At 56.9% G+C, this 15,247-nt stretch carries 13 protein-coding genes and 2 pseudogenes; 7 read left to right on the forward strand and 8 right to left on the reverse strand.

The window, feature by feature from the left end; all coding sequences use genetic code 11:
• Nucleotides 1–206, reverse strand: a pseudogene (locus GCE01_RS15710) (hypothetical protein); the annotation flags it as partial.
• A gap of 383 nt (nt 207–589) precedes the next feature.
• Between GCE01_RS15710 and GCE01_RS15715 the strand changes: the two are divergent.
• From GCE01_RS15715 to GCE01_RS15745, 7 genes are all read left to right on the forward strand, one after another.
• On the forward strand, nt 590–1,333 hold the full coding sequence (locus GCE01_RS15715; protein WP_015074939.1) for a BRO-N domain-containing protein: 744 nt from the start codon (nt 590–592) through the stop codon (nt 1,331–1,333).
• Between the two features lie 10 nt (nt 1,334–1,343).
• A complete protein-coding gene (locus GCE01_RS15720) occupies nt 1,344–1,694 on the forward strand; it encodes a hypothetical protein (protein ID WP_099213600.1) in 351 nt (116 codons plus the stop codon).
• Nucleotides 1,691–4,867 carry a MobF family relaxase gene (gene mobF / locus GCE01_RS15725; protein WP_099213601.1) on the forward strand — a complete coding sequence of 1,059 codons (3,177 nt, stop codon included), beginning with the start codon at nt 1,691–1,693 and terminating at the stop codon, nt 4,865–4,867. Before GCE01_RS15720 ends, mobF begins: the two co-directional genes overlap by 4 nt.
• A gap of 376 nt (nt 4,868–5,243) precedes the next feature.
• Nucleotides 5,244–6,278: a YncE family protein gene (locus tag GCE01_RS15730; RefSeq protein WP_015074943.1), complete on the forward strand. Its 1,035-nt coding sequence runs from the start codon at nt 5,244–5,246 to the stop codon at nt 6,276–6,278.
• A 73-nt stretch (nt 6,279–6,351) separates the two neighbouring features.
• Nucleotides 6,352–7,443, forward strand: coding sequence for a DNA glycosylase AlkZ-like family protein (locus tag GCE01_RS15735; protein WP_015074944.1), 1,092 nt, complete (start codon nt 6,352–6,354; stop codon nt 7,441–7,443).
• Nucleotides 7,443–8,705: an MFS transporter gene (locus GCE01_RS15740; RefSeq protein WP_082790599.1), complete on the forward strand. Its 1,263-nt coding sequence runs from the start codon at nt 7,443–7,445 to the stop codon at nt 8,703–8,705. Before GCE01_RS15735 ends, GCE01_RS15740 begins: the two co-directional genes overlap by 1 nt.
• A gap of 466 nt (nt 8,706–9,171) precedes the next feature.
• Nucleotides 9,172–9,759: a thiamine pyrophosphate-dependent enzyme gene (locus GCE01_RS15745; protein ID WP_016738535.1), complete on the forward strand. Its 588-nt coding sequence runs from the start codon at nt 9,172–9,174 to the stop codon at nt 9,757–9,759.
• A gap of 50 nt (nt 9,760–9,809) precedes the next feature.
• Here GCE01_RS15745 and GCE01_RS15750 read toward each other — a convergent pair whose 3' ends face one another.
• The 7 genes and pseudogenes from GCE01_RS15750 to GCE01_RS15780 all read right to left on the reverse strand — a co-directional run.
• A complete protein-coding gene (locus tag GCE01_RS15750) occupies nt 9,810–12,125 on the reverse strand; it encodes a type IV secretory system conjugative DNA transfer family protein (protein ID WP_062027316.1) in 2,316 nt (771 codons plus the stop codon).
• 4 nt (nt 12,126–12,129) lie between these two features.
• Complete coding sequence (locus tag GCE01_RS15755; protein WP_015074949.1) at nt 12,130–12,564, reverse strand: hypothetical protein; 435 nt, start codon at nt 12,562–12,564, stop codon at nt 12,130–12,132.
• Between the two features lie 11 nt (nt 12,565–12,575).
• Nucleotides 12,576–13,724 carry a secretion/conjugation apparatus DotM-related subunit gene (locus GCE01_RS15760; RefSeq protein WP_015074950.1) on the reverse strand — a complete coding sequence of 383 codons (1,149 nt, stop codon included), beginning with the start codon at nt 13,722–13,724 and terminating at the stop codon, nt 12,576–12,578.
• The gene (locus tag GCE01_RS15765; protein ID WP_062028341.1) at nt 13,721–14,215 is read right to left on the reverse strand and encodes a lytic transglycosylase domain-containing protein; all 495 of its coding nucleotides are present in this window, start codon (nt 14,213–14,215) and stop codon (nt 13,721–13,723) included. The genes GCE01_RS15760 and GCE01_RS15765 overlap by 4 nt, the downstream gene beginning before the upstream one ends.
• On the reverse strand, nt 14,212–14,631 hold the full coding sequence (locus GCE01_RS15770; protein WP_062028339.1) for a hypothetical protein: 420 nt from the start codon (nt 14,629–14,631) through the stop codon (nt 14,212–14,214). Before GCE01_RS15770 ends, GCE01_RS15765 begins: the two co-directional genes overlap by 4 nt.
• Nucleotides 14,628–14,876 (reverse strand): IcmT/TraK family protein, encoded by a 249-nt coding sequence (gene icmT / locus GCE01_RS15775; RefSeq protein WP_015074953.1) that lies wholly within the window; start codon nt 14,874–14,876, stop codon nt 14,628–14,630. Before icmT ends, GCE01_RS15770 begins: the two co-directional genes overlap by 4 nt.
• Nucleotides 14,876–15,247: pseudogene (locus GCE01_RS15780) on the reverse strand (secretion protein); the annotation flags it as partial. The gene icmT and the pseudogene GCE01_RS15780, both read right to left, overlap by 1 nt.

The raw sequence follows: 15,247 nt of genomic DNA on the forward strand, positions 1-15,247 counted from the left end.
TTTGCCATCTGCTGGCTGACCTCGACATTCAGCCCCGAAAGACGCGCAGCACCGAGAATATCTTTCCACGTTGCCACACCGGATTCACGAAGTTCGGAGACTTCGGCCATGTTCGTACGCAGCCACCTGTAGAGTGGGCTCGCCCGGTCCCGCAATGCGCGCTTTCCATTCCGGGAGGTCTTCAGGTCTCGAAGTGGATTTGTCACGGACGTCTCCTCGAAGTGTGTCCGTTTTGGACACGGCGCGGGACTGACGGCCTCTGCGTGACATGGTCCCAGAGCCCAATACAGCCGTCTGGAGCTATACACACGGCGTTTTCACGGCGCAAGTCCGGCGTTGACACGGCGTTACCACGGCTCTTCTACGGCGTTAACACGGCGTCGTCACGGCGAAGGCACGGCGTAAGTACGGCATAGAAAAGAGCTTCTTCATAGACCATTGCACCGTTGGTGCGGACGGCTTCGCCGCCGAGAGGCAAAAGAGGAAAAGGGTGCGGTTAGTAGCCTCACCCTTTGGTCGCGCTTTTGACGATCGGTTCAATCGCAGACCACGCTGTCATGATCACTGTCCCAACCCGAAGGAGACGCCAGTGACACCGGCAGCAGAGACAACCTACGAGCAACAGAAGGCAGGTGGCCTACCGCTTGAAACGTCGTCTGAGTTCATCTTCGCCGGAGCGACGCTGCGCTCTGCCTCCTACCAGGGGCGGCAATGGTTTCTGATTGCGGACATCTGCGGAGCGCTGGAAATCAAAGGGCCTGCCGATGCGGCGAAGCGACTGGACGATGACGAAAAGACTCTCATTCGAGTTCAGACCGCAGGTGGCCCGCAGCAGGTCGTGTGTGTCACCGAGAGCGGCGCGTATCATCTCTCTTTCGTATCCCGGAAACCGATCGCTAAACGCTTCCGCCGCTGGATTACAGAAGAGGTTATTCCTCGCATCCGGGAGACAGGTTTCTACGCGCTCCCAGGAGGTTCATCTGAAAACCTTGAAGACCAACAGCACCTAAAGGCGTGCTTTCAGGCACCGGGCCGCTATGTCGTTTTAAGCCTGCCGAATGCGCCACTCGTGATCGAAGCGCGCGACATGGACGAGATCTTACTCGACTGCGATCAGGCAGACATGCAGGCTTTGGTGAGTTCGGCAAAGCTGGTGGGGTCGCTGTGGCGGAGCTATCGCGCAGAGATTGCGATTCTCAATGAACCGCTGACACTTGATGAAGGCCTCCAGCAGCTCGATCAGGCCATCTCCCTAAGCACCCGTCTGGCACAATGGGTCCAGCGAGCTTCGGAAAACAAAGCCTTGGCGCTAGCGAAGGCTGCGACGAAATGATCTCAGTCGCATGAGGGCTTTCTATCCTGCCCTCATGACAGATCAGACCCAGACCCCCGACCGCGCTCCCGAGACCGACGTTTCGGATCGGGAGCTTCTTCAGAACCTTCTCGCCCGCTCTGACGAGCAAGGAGAAGAGATCCGGTTCATCAGCGAAAAGCTGAGTATCCTGATCGAGCTTCTGACCCCCTCGGAGAAGGGAGACGGCCCGACACTGGACGACATTCTTGCGCGCCTCGTCGAGCTGATGAAGGATCAGGAGCCGGTCATCAGGCGCATCGACCACACGACCGCCCGCAACAACGACCTCCTTGAAGGCCGTAAGGTTCGTCCGAAGACAGAGGACGGCCACACGTCATGATGACCTTCCGCAAGATTTCGGCGGAGTGTAACGGCAAGTTCGTGGCCGCCTATTTCACCGAAGGGGCACCGGATCCGGAGCACGATTTCCGCACTGACACCGGCAAGGTGCCTGACGGTGATGGTCAGCGCCTCACGAATTATTACCTCGGCCGTGATGGCCGGGCCTCGTTCAATCCGGGCATGAGCCAGCAGATGGCGGACGTCCTCGGCGTGGATCGGCGGGCCATGCCCACCACCGAAACACTTGCGGCCCTGTTCGAGGGCAAGCGCGCTGACAATGGCGAACAATGGTCTCAGGCGAAGCGAAAGATCAGCGCCTATGATCTGACCATGGCCCCGCACAAGTCGGTCACGCTGGCTGCCGAGTTCGCGCCAACACAGGCCGAAGGGGCCGCTATCTGGAACGCTGTGCAGCGGGCCAATGATGCGACCATGCAGTACGTGGCCCGCGAGCTAGGCTTCGCGCGACGTGGGCATGGGGGGGAAGACGGAGAAGAGGCCGGGGAGGTTGCCTGGACGTCCTACCGTCACCGCACGTCGCGCCCGACCCTGACCCTGCATGATGCCGAGACCGATACCACCTATCTGCGTGAGGCCCCGACAGGGGGCGATCCGCAGATGCACATCCACAACTCGCTCTACAATGTGGTTGTGACCGAGAGCGGTCATGTGGGCTCGCTGGATACCAAGCGCCTGCGCTCCCGCGTGCATGAGTTCGGCGCCTTCTTCCAGGCAGAACTGGCGGATGAGCTTCGTAAGCTCGGGATCGCGCAGTCCTACGACGCCAAGGAGCAGGCAACCGTTATCTCCGCCGTTCCGCAGGAGGCCTGTGACGCTTTTTCCAGCCGCACGGCCGAGGTGACGCGATCCGCTCGGGCCTATGCCGAGAAGGAGGGGCACGACTGGAATACCATGACGGCCGAGCTGAAAAACAAGATGCTCAAGGCCGCCAGTCTGGCGCACAGGCAGAAGAAGAACGAATCCGCTGACGACGTTCAGGCCTGGCGCGAACGCGCCGCCGCGATTGGCTGGGAGCATCACAGCGTCATGGGCACGGCTGAGGCCACGGAGGTATCCGTCGCGGGCCGGCATGAGCAGGCCTATGCGTTCGCGGCCAAGCATCTCGGCAAGGAGTTTGAGACGGCGGCCGTTCTCGATCATGACAAGCTGAGGATGTACGCCGCTCGCGGCCTCATTGGAGCGGGCATCCCCGGGGGCGTTGAAGACATCGACCAGGTTGTCAAACTGATCGAGGACAAAGGCCTGGAGGTTCGGGGCGAACAGGTTAGCCTTGTCTCCTGCGTGAAGAATGACCGGGTCCGCGTGACCAATACGGCCCAGATCCGTATCGAGGAGACCCTTGCCAAGGAGGCCGTTCGGGCCTCGGCGGATCGCAGTGCGTCTCTTTCGGACGCCCAACTCACAGAGGCCATCGCGCGATGCGACCTCGATTTTGACAACGAGCACGGCCAGTCCCAGAAGGCGGCGATCTACGCCTTGGGGAAGGCCGGAAAGATTTCGATGCTCACGGGTGTTGCCGGCTCCGGCAAGACAACGCTGCTTCAGCCACTCGTGGATGCCTGGAAGCGGGATACCCGGTTCTCGGAGAAGGGCCGTGAGGTGATCGGTCTTGCGACGGCCTGGCGTCAGGCCGATGCGCTTGGCGATGCCGGGATCCATCAGCGCTACGCCATGATGCCCTTCCTGAGCCGCCTTGAGAAAGGCGAGCAGACCGTGGACGAGAATACGGTTCTGGTCATTGACGAGGTCGGCCAGATCGCACCGCGCCAGATGCTTCAGCTTCTGGAGTTGCAACGCGCGAGCGGCTGCACCATCAAGGCCCTGGGCGATCGGGAGCAGGCTCAATCCATTGAGGCCGGTGATACCGTCGAGATCCTGCGCAGGGTGCTGGCCAAGGAAGACATGCCGGAACTGCTGTCAACGGTTCGCCAGACCACTGCCCGCAATCGTGAGATCGCCGGACTGTTCCGTGGCGAGAAGCCGAGTGCGGATGCACTGGAGACGCGTCGCCCAAAAGGAAAGGCCGCCTACGCCAACCGGGATCAGGAAAACTGGGATGATCCCCGCAACGCCTTTCACTTTGAGGAAGTCCGCCGCGCCATCGACATGAAGCGCGAGGACGGGACTATCCGTCTCGTCGGTGGCGATCAGGATGAGGTGTTGCAAAAAATCGCTGACCTTTATGTCACGCGCCGCGACGCTCTGGCCGCGTCCGGATCAAAGCGCGGAATTAGCATGTCGGCCCTGACCAACCAGGACGCGGCCGACCTCAGCCGCGCTGTGCGCAGGATCCTGCAGAACCGTGGCGAGATTTCCCGGGATGAAGTGACACTGGATGCGGTCGATCAGCGTGGCGAAACCTATGAGCTTCAGGTCGCTGCCGGCGATAGGCTGCGCCTTTTCCGGCGCACCTGGGGGGCGGTCGAAGGAACAGGGACCACCGTTGGCAACAATGGGGATGTCGTGGAGGTTGTCTCGCACGGCAAGGATGGCCTGAAAGTCCGGATGAAGGACGGACGGGAGGCGGATGTTGAATGGCGTCGCCTGAAGGACCACAAGACCGGCCGGATCCTGCTTGGCTTCGGTCATGCCATGACCATTGATGCCGCCCAGGGCCTCACCTCAGACGAGCATATCAACGCACTCCCACGAGGCGTGGCGACGGCAACCGGGTTTACGTCCTACGTGGCAGAAAGCCGGGCCAAGGGGACGACCTGGACCATGATCTCAGACGGCGCGACGTTTGAGGCCGTGCGCAACGGGCGCGCGCTCGGTGATACGACGGAGATCACCAGCGACGATCTGTGGAATCATGTGGCCAAGGGTATGTCCAATAAGCCCTACAAGGCGCTTGGCATGGATCTGCCCTTCACGTCGCAGGAGGAACGGGAAAAGCACGTTCAGGAGCTGATCCGTCTCGGCAAGATGCAGGAAGAAATGGCGCAGGATGGCCGAGATTACGGACGTGAGGTGGCCAACCGCGTGCTGGCGAACATGTTGGAGAAGACGGCAACTCCGAGGCTCAAAGAGTTGGATCAGAAAATCGAGGTGATGATGACCAATCATCGGGTCACAATGTCACAACAAGAGCGCGATTTGCGTGCTGATCGAATTAAAAGGGTTTCGGTGCATTTATCGGCCCTCGTGTAGCACAAGAATGGGATAGAGACAGGAATGCTGGCTAGAGCATTACAGTGGGCCCCGCCTCTCAACGGTATCGAGCAATATCTGTTCTGGACAGAAAACAGGTGCGGCACCTTGTTTCAGAAACGCATCGGTACATTCGTTTGCTGGTTTTCCGACGCATGATTTACGAAAAGCAATCAAATATGGGTCCGGCAGCCAGATGCGAAACTTGTATATTCACTCTTTCGTGATGATGAAATTTTTTGTTGTAAATTCTTTTTGGCGTCACTGATAGTAACCATGGGTAGGGAGAAAAATAATCAGGTAGATTCTTCTTCCTAACCAAAAATAAAGAATAGTAAATGTCTCCCTGTAAATAATCTACGGAGGAACAAAAGTCATGGACGTCTATTCAACCGACACTGATTCAGGGTTGCTTACAGTAATTCGGAACCAAAACGGCAAATTCGAACGCGTTGCGCAGATTCGGGTTGGAAATGCCCCCCGGGGAAGTGTTAAATTCACTCCTGATGGCCGGGGATTTGTTTCGAATACAAGCACCAATACTGTCTCTGAAATTGATGCGTTAACGCATAAAGAGGTCGGACGCATTGAGGTTGGATCAGGGCCGCGCGGCCTTCACCTTGTTGGAAATAATAAATACCTTCTTGTTTCCAATTCGGGCTCAGATACGATTTCCGTGGTCGACCTAAATGAGCGACGTGAAGTGCTTGAACTTGAGGTGGGACGAGATCCCCGCCACATGATTGTTGCAGGCGGCAATGCATATGTCTGTCTTTGGGGTGAGGGTGCACTCGCGAAAATAGACGTTTCAGGCTTGGATGCGGGCGACATTGATTCAGTCAAGTTGCTGAAAAAAATTACTATCGGGGAAGATACCTTCCCGTATAGCCTCAATGTCGATAAGACGCGGAATATTGCCCTGGTAGCGTGCAATACCCCACGGTTCGTGCCCGTTGTTGACCTCGACAAGGACGAAGTTGTCGAGAATGTTTCTCTGCGGGCCAGCGGAGCACGTGCAGTAGCCTTCACAAACGACAGTAAGCATGCGCTTGTCACGCTCGAACGTGATAACTCGATGGCTGTGATAAACCTCGATAGCCTTGAGGTCACCAAGTATATCAAGGTTGGTCCTGGGCCGCGGGGAGTAACGGTTGACGAAACAGATATTGCGTTCGTCGCATTATTTGCCCGCCCTCCATTCTTTGAATACAATAGCATTGAAGATTTTGCATCTCATGCTGTCACGATAGTCCGGCTCAGTGGGGCAAATCTGGACGATCCTACCGCTGAGATTCCACTTGAAAGCGTTCGCGTAGGTTTTGGTCCGTGCAGCGTTTCAACCTTCGACCCCACAAAGGTTGAACGACGTCTTCATGAAGACAGTAAAGATGACAAGCTCGTTTTAGCATAGAATAGAGAGCGCGCTGGAGAAGTAGCTTCACATTTCTCCAGCGTGAATTGCAAAACAATTCGGAATTTCCTGAGTGAGTCACCAAAATATACAGTATATATCATTGTCAGAAGCACAGAAAATAGCCGTTTCTGCACAACTACTTACGCGAAATATTGACAAAGAGACAAGTTCACAAACGGTTTTAGAAAAACTCGGATGCATTCAAATAGATGCTATTCGGGCGGTTCGCAGATCTCATGAGTTGGTTTTCTTGAGCCGAGGAATATCGTGTAAAGAAACTGACGTCAGCACCGAACACTTCGAGACATGGGGGCACGCTCATTCACTTATGCCAATGTCGCTATGGCCTCATATGGAGTGGCGTCGCAGAAGGCTAAGGGCCTCAGGCTTCATTGGTCCCGAAGTTGATAAGCTTGTCTGCAAGAGCGTACTGAAAGTGATCTCGGCTGAAGGGCCGAAGACAATGACCGAACTGGAGCCGAGTGTTGGCAAAGGCTGGAATAGAGCATCGGCGACACGTTGGGCATGTGAGTGGCTGCTCAGCGTAGGCGACCTTGTATGCACGAGCCGCAATAGCCGTTGGCAACGCATATATAGTCTTCCTACCGAGAGCATACCTTATCCAATAAGAAGTTCTCGCCACTGCGATGATCTCGGTTTGAGGCATGTGGTTGATTTGTCGATGCGCGCACTTGGTATAGCAACAGATCGAGATGTCGCGGACTATTTCAAGATTAGCCTGCCAGAAGCTCGTAAAATTCTAATAGAAAGTGAATATGAAAGGGTAATGGTCGAGGGGTCTGCGGCAATTTGGTACATCTCAAAGGATATAGAAATGTCCTTTTCTGCCGAAAGTATCGTAGCTATTTCTCCCCTCGACTCACTCGTATGGTCACGAGGACGCCAGAAAAATCTCTTTCAACGAGATTATATTTTGGAGAGCTATAAGCCCAAATTAAAACGAAAATTCGGCTACTTTGGAATGCCGGTCTTAAAAGGGCACAGAATAGTCGGTCGAGTAGCGCCTCGGAAATCGGGTGAAACGCTCTTCATTGAAGCTCAAGAATTCGATGACTCAATCTCCCCTGACGAAATTGAGCTGCTGCTACAGAAACTGTCGACCTGGGCATCGTGCAGCCATGTGATTATGGAGCGTGATTGATGACCTCTGCGCAACGATTGGGTCGTATGTCGGTTCTACGCAAACGAGGTGTCGCCTCAATTCTTGCGGCAATGTGTGCGTCGCGTATAGCCGCTGGCATGATACCCTTTGGGCTTATAACCTATTTCGCGTCAAAAAACGACTTCGCTTCGGCGGGGTTTTCATCAACAATATTTATGATTGCAGTATCGCTATCAGGTCCGGTTAAATCAAGGATAATACAAAACTACTCCCCCAGTGTTATAATTGTATCCATGGCGATCGTTAGTAGTATATCATTTTGCCTTTGCATTGCTTCTTCATTTTATCTTCATAGTACTATTTTCGCATTCTTATTGATTGCATTGGGAGCAATTTCTGCTCCGCCTACTGGGGCGGTGGTACGATCGGCGTGGAATCAAATATCAGGCTCCCCAAGCGAAAAAAAATTTTTGCATTCAATAGATTCGGTGATGGAGGAAGCTGTATTCGCACTGACGCCAATATTAACCTCGATAATATGGGTTTCAATCGGGCCTCAATGGGGAGTTCCTCTGGGATCCATCGCGGGCTTTGTAGGTAGTTACATTGTCGTTCAGGTCGGTAAGAACTCAGATGCAAAAAAATTGTTTTCGATTAATCGGAAGCAATCCCAAATCGAGCAGAACGAGAGCTGCGGAAATCGTGGCATAAACTCCTTTCGGCTATATTTCTCTTTGAAAAGTGTTGGGTTACTGCTTCCATCCTTGGGGATAGGAATTAGCATCGGTACTCTTACGATCGTGCTGCCTGCGTGGGCTTCTTCTTATACGAAGAGTCAGGCGATTTCAGGGGTTATTCTTGGTGTAATATCTCTCTCAGGGGCAATTTCGGCATCATGTGGAGATCGCCTGTCTCCGTACAAAGCCGACGAACGTAAGAAGATAATATATTATGGGGTCCCATTAACCGTTTCTTTGTTCTTATTTTCCATTGCTGATAATATTTTCACAGAAGTATTATCAGCAATTATGTTCGGTTATGGCATGACACCAATTTTTGTTTCTTCTTACATGCTAGTATCAGCGCTTTATAATGAGGAGTTCCATACTGAATTGAATGCGTCTCTCGGCGCTGCATTCAATATTGGAAGTGGGTGTTCTACTGCTGTAGTAGGTTCATTTATAAGAGAGATACCTATAAATATATTATTATTGTTGTTGGCATTGGTTGCTTTCTTCCTTTGTGTGGTTGCTCCGTGGGTCGGTTTGAGATCAGTTCATGATGCAGAGGTCGCAAGATGAAGCACTCTCTCAACATAGCAATTACTCGCAATGGGTTCCGTGCGGCGACTTACGTACCGTGTTCGCGGTTTAAAAAGGTGTTCGACGAAAGAGCTTGCGAAACCTTAATTTTGGCTTCTCGTGAAGAGGAAGCAATCGCTACCGGGTGCGGTCTAGCACTTGGCGGGGTCGTTCCAATTGTATTAATGCAATCTTCAGGCCTACTTAATTCTCTTAACTGCTTAGGATCTCTTGCAGTCGCCTATCGAATACCTTTGGTATGCTTGATAAGTATGCGGGGTGGCACTTCAGACCATAATCTTACCCAGAGACCCGTTGGGAATGCTACCAGGGTTGCGGTTGCAGCGCTTGGGGCCATGACAATGACCTGTACGGCAATTGATTTCACTGAAGCCCTATCTATTTCGAAAAGCAAAGCGATTAACAACAGACTACCGTGTGTGGCCCTCTGGGGAGAGAATTAGCTATGGATAGACTTGCTAAAATACTTTCGCTCCTCCCATCGTTTTTCCCTGATCACCAGTTTATATTTCCCTTGGGTGATTTAGCGAACCTTGCATATTCCGTGGCCGATAGTCCGAGATCATTTTATCTTCTTGGGTCGATGGGTATGACAATTCCCGTCGGGTTAGGTGTAGCTACTGCGAGCGGTTTGCGTACTCTCGTATTTGAAGGCGACGGCGGCCTTCTCATGAATCTGGGAGGACTGGCATCTGTTGCGAAATTCGGACCAGATAATCTATCAATCGTGATAGTAGATAACGGAGCATACGTATCTACCGGATGTCAGGAAGTTAACTTGTCGTCTACTCAGGGCATTGAGCAGATCGCTCGGTCGTGCGGTTTGGTTAACGTTTGTACATTTGACACAGAGAGTGTCGAAAATGAAATTTTAGACTGGATAGGGGGAGCGGGCTTGCGTCTTGCCGTTTTGAAGACGCAAGCCAAGAAGATAAATGCTCCTTTTGTACCTTTGGCACCCGAAAAAATGACGGCTCGGTTTATCGCTTCCTGCGAGCAGGGGAGGCCCCTATACTTCGATCGCGACGGTTAGGACGCCAACTAACTTACTTACTTTATCCCGTACCCATCTAAGATAACCGCTCACGCCTGCAGCCTGCCCCCCAACTTGCGGAAGGCTGCCAAGATCTCTTTTTCGCTCTCCCCTTTCGCTCCAGACGTATCGGCCGGAAGAGAGCTGAGCTGATCACGTGTCGCCAGAACGAGCACGGCGCGGCGTCGAGGCGTCCGCCCTGTCCGACTGCCAACAAGGCGCTCCAATTGTTCAACCTTCCCCAGAAACGCCCCGTCCATGGGCTGCGCTGGAACCAGGCTTTCATCCTTGTTGTCGTCGCGCTGGACGCGGCCCCAGGCCAGCATCCCCGCGAACGGCGTGTTACCTTCTCCATGACCGTGAGCCGTAGTGGCGCGAAGGTAGTCTGAAAGATCTGTCAGGGTGGTACTGACATCGCCCATGAGGGCCTTGCTGTCCCGATGGTTTTCATTCGCGATCCTGCCAATCAGGGCAGCGACCGCTGGTGGGAAGGCCGAACTGGCCGTCTCGATCTGGAAGTCGCCGTTTTCCAGCGTTTCGACAATGCCCCATGTCTCGGCATCCGGATCCACACCATGGCCGGTCTTGGGAGACGGCAGCATGACCGGACGGGCGCGTCGTACTTCGCCTGAGCGTCCATTGATGTCGGCAAAGAAGGTCTTGGAATGAATGACCCGGCCGCCGAACATCGTGACGGCCTCACCCTCGATCAGGCTTTGCAGATCGTTCCAGGGGAGGCGGGAGACTTCGCGGACCTCAGCGCCTGAGCCGTTGTAATATCCATAGCCGTCATTCTCCACGCGCGTTGCCTGTGTCACCTCAACCTTGTCGGCCTGCTGCTCCAGCCATTCACGGGTCTTCATGGCATCCTGAAGCCGTAGTGCATGGGTCAGGTTTGCGTTGCCGAGAAGGGAGAAGGCCTTTTCGCCAATCCGGGCTGTCAGGCCGGGTAAGTCCTGAAACGAGATCCAGAACATGCAGTTCAGGCCACGGCCCATGGCGAGCATCCGGTCCATGCCGTCCGTCACATAGGCGGCCAACTCATCGAAGAAGATCTGGAATGGCGCATCACCGGCACCGGCCTTCAGCTTGAACACTTCGCTGGCAGAGCCGTGCAGCTTCGCACCGAGGAGCTGGGCCATCACACCGCGCAGCGAGGCCACGACGATTTTGCCCAAGCCTGCCAGACTGTCTGACGAGTTTTCCAAAGACGGCAGGATGACGATCAGGATGCGGCGGTTCAGCACCACATCGCGCATGATGATGTCGGCCGTCTCGGCGCTGAAGATATGCCCGAGGCTGACGCCAAGCTGGGTGAAGACGCGCGAGAAATACATCTTGGCATAGCCGTGCTGCTCGGACGGCTTGTTTTCCTTCTGCGCGTTCCATTCCAGAGAGGAATCATAGCCGGGCAGTTCGCCGAGATACGCCTGAAGCGGCCACAGCACATCGTCCGGAATGTCTTCGACCCTGCGCTCGATGGCCTGATTGGATCCGGGATTACGGATAAGGAAGACCTTGTGCCGCGCAAGAGTGCCAATCCAGCGCAGGTCGGTGGCATAGCGGATGGCGTCGATATTGATGGGGATGCCATGTGTGTCGCGCATCCAGACGAGGGCCGGAACCACTGTGCCGATGAGGCCGACAGCACGGTCACGAAAGACGCCGTTGGAGTCATTCGCCGACTGCTCGCCAAGCTGGCTAACCAGCATTTCGCGGATGGCATCCGCGTTTCCGGTGGCAAACGGATTGAACGTGTTGGAATCCCGCGTACCGGAGGCGGCGAGAAAGTTCAGCGCCAGCACCTGGTCGTCCAGCCCGAAGCGGCGTGCGAGTGCCAGAACATCGCCATAAACCGTGTTATCACCTTTTGCGTCCACAAAAATGCAGCCCGAGCCATGCGCGAGGGCATTTGTCATCAGAGACACAATGGCCGTGGTCTTGCCGGACCCGGTGGTGCCCGGAATGGCCGCGTGCTGACGGGCCGCGTCGGACGTCATCCAGAGCTGGCGACGGGTACGCGCCTCGGTGCCGAGATAAAGAATGCCGTTGGCCTGGCGGGGTTTGCGATCCTTGGGATTGAGATCGTTCGCATCCTTCAGCCCGCTGTAGCGCGGCATATGGAGCGGAAGACGATCAGGACGGAGGACAACCCAGGCTGCCACGGCAGGCGCCGCGAGGATCAGCGCTCCATCAATGGCAGGCACGAACCAGCCCAGACCGACCCCCACGAGGCCGAGCCAACCAGCCAGAGGGGAGCGAAGCTCCTCCTTTGTCTTTGTCCAGAACGGGCGCGTGTCGCGGTATGTCTTTCCCCGCTCGACCTGCTGGTGGCCAAGCGGTGCGCCGATCTGACGAGCCGTCATGCCCTTAGTTCTCCAGGCCGAACGGAGAGCCAGCCTGTGCTGGCGCGGACGGCGGCATTTCCAGATGGGCGGGCTGATGCAGCGCCTTCAGGATCTGCTGTGGTGCGGTCGGTGCCGGACCTTGCGGCTGCGTCTCCAGCGGGCCGCTGGAGGGCAATGGCGGAAGAGGCGCAGATTCAGGCATCGCAGGCGCGGAGGCGTGCAGGCCGCCGAAGGTGTACAACAGACCTGCGCAGACGGCGGCTGTCGCGGCAACCGGCAGAAAGCGGCGGATCCTGGTGGCCGGAGCGGCCTGAGGTCCAACCGGGGCGATCTCTGCCAGAGGGGCCGCGACAGGCAGGGCTTGCGAAAAATGAAGATGGATCGGAGCCGTGCTGCCCTCCTCGATGTCGAGCGTGAGGGGTGCGTTCTGGCCATGCTGGAGAATGATGCGGGTCATGAAACTGTCCTTCAGGCGGAGCGGAGCGTGGAAAGGGCGCGATCAAGCACCGGGATGTAGAGGGGGCGACGCAGGCGCTGTTCCTCGGACCAGTGGGCGCGGGCGCCAGCGGCTTCGATCCGGGGATTGGGATGCACGTCTTCGTTGGGATTTTCGCTCGGGTAGCCCAGGGAGTGCAGGGCGTACCAAAGCGGCCGGTCGATCAGCTTGACGATGGCGAATGCCGGAGGCGCCAGCACGCCAGCTTCAAATCGGGCATCGCACAGAAGCGTCATGAGGGCGGTCGTGGTCCATCCGTGACGGTCACAGCTCTGCGCGATCGTGGCCTGCACCTCGGGGTCTGCAAGGAAGTCCTGCGCGGTCTTCAGGACGTCTGCGGGCACCTTCAGGCTGACCTTCGGGCCGGTATCGCCATCAAGTCCTGCGTCTGCCAGACCTTCAGACAGTTGACCGAGCAGGGTCATGGCCTCATCGCGACGCTTGAGTTTGTGCAGCGCAAAGGCCGCAAAGAGCACCTGAGCCGCAGGTGGTGTCGCGACGGGTCCGGCTGTTGTGTAGTGCGGGCCGAGCTGACGCTCGAACGCCTCCTGCGCGCAAACCTCACTGAAACTGCCATCAGCGGCCGTGGCAAAGCTGCTGCGCCATTCGTCAGCCGTCAGGGCGGGATCGGCCGGAAGAGGTGCCCCGGTGGACGGCGCAACCAGCCGGGTGATGCGGCGCTTGGCGAACCCCCGCAGGGTCGGAAACATTTTTGCCTGCACGGCAATCAGGCCTTCGAGATCGAGGACGGCCCGCAGCGCCTTGTTCTCCCCGAAGAAGAGGCACAGGCCCGCGCAGATTCCACCGACCAGGACCGCAACCCACCGAAGTTGCATCCCGACGATGGACAGGCCGTAATAGAGCTGAATCAGACGAATGGATGCCGGATGGTGCAGGGCCTGATGAAGCTGGATATTCAGATGCGCCAGCTCGGGCGTCGGCGACAGGATGCCGATCTGCCAGATCAGGGCCTTGCAGTAGAAACGGCTGATCTCGGTGTGGAATGTTGACCAGACCATATAGGCCAGGACAACCATGCCCAACAGCGCAACACCGGCCAGCATCAGGGTGATTTCCCCGGACGAGCGTGTGCCTGAGGACCGCGAAACTGTGCCACTCATGCCGGGTCTCCTGGATGGCTGGTGCGGATCAGGGTCTGGGAAATCTCGTAAAAGCGCTTAAGATAGGCCGTGCCAAAGCGGGGCGTATGGGAGTGATAGCCCGCCACGGCCTGCCAGAGGTCGCCCCGGGCCTTGGTCATTTCCTGCCCGAGGATCCAGCCGCCCGCTTCAAGATTGGCGCAGGAATTGTTCCGCAACGCCGCGTAGGCGCGGGACGGGGTGGTGTGCCAGTGGCGCGCAATCTCGGGAACATGGATCGTATTGACCTGCATGGGGCCAAGGTCGGACGTGCCGTTGGTATTCTGCACGGCCTGACCGGGATGGCCGCCTTCGACATAGAGCAGGACCAGCATGACGCCCGCTGGCACATGCGCGTTATGAGCGGACTCCTTCAGGCAGGCCGCAATCTGGCGTCCGCCGTCGTCGGCCGAGGCAGCCGGGGCCGCCAGGAGGGCCGCTAGGGCCAACGGAAAGAAAAGGCGGGTTTTCATGTGGCCTGCTCCTTCTGGACGGAGACAGGCTGAAGACGCGCCATGCTCGCCTGCCAGAGGCCGGTCAGATCACACAGATTGATCTGGCCGTTCTGAACCGGGAGCGCGTCCAGCACATCGAGCAGGCAGAGCAGGACCGTGACGGCTGACTGCGCGTCATGGTCGATGACGGTCACGCCGAGGGCGGCTTCAGGATCATCGACCAGCTTCAGGCCAAAACCGTGCCGCGTCATTTCAAACCACAGCGCCTCGGCGGTGATCAGGAAGGCTGGCAGGAAACCGCTGCTGGACGCCGCGACCGTGCTGGCGCAGGGGGTTGAGTTGGTGGCATCCCTCAACAGAACGCTGAGGCCCTTGCGGTCGATAGCACGGACCAGAACGTCTGAAAGCACGCCGATGGCAGGAGAGGCGGTCATCCGTAGCGCCTCCGCTTCCAGGTCGGCCGACCAGACCGGACGGGGCCGGTGATGAGGCGGCGGACGGTTCTGAGGGCAGCCGGCAGCGTCAGCCCAAAGAAGCTGATCGTTGCAAACAGGGCGGTCCCGAGGACGCCAATATACAGCGTCGTCCAGCTCCAGTACGTGACCGTCACGAGAAGCGGCAGACAGGCCCGGCCATCAAGGATGGCCAGACGGACAGGTTTTGCGGTTGCGCGCCACATCAGGCGTCTCTCCTCCAGGCCTCATTGGCCGTCTGTTCGGTGATCAGCCCGTCTTCCAGAGCCTTGCGAATGGCGACCGCATAGCTCTGGCCGTCGCTGTCGATGGCCTGAGCCACGAGATCGGGCCAAAGCTCGCTTTCGGTGCGCATGAGCTGACGGCGGAGATCCTGATGAAAGGTCAGGTATTCACGCACCGCGACACGTCCGCCGCCGACGCGATCCAACAGACGCTGGTTGATGACGAAGCGCAGCGACTGCGCCAGAGCGCTGACGAGATTGTCCCGCTCGGCCCGGGGGCACAGCGCAATCGAGCGCTGGATCATGAGGGGGCCGTTGTCGGCATGGATGGTGGTGGAAAGCTTGCCGCCCGT

It is taken from the genome of Gluconobacter cerinus (assembly GCF_002723935.1).
GTDB lineage: Bacteria > Pseudomonadota > Alphaproteobacteria > Acetobacterales > Acetobacteraceae > Gluconobacter > Gluconobacter cerinus.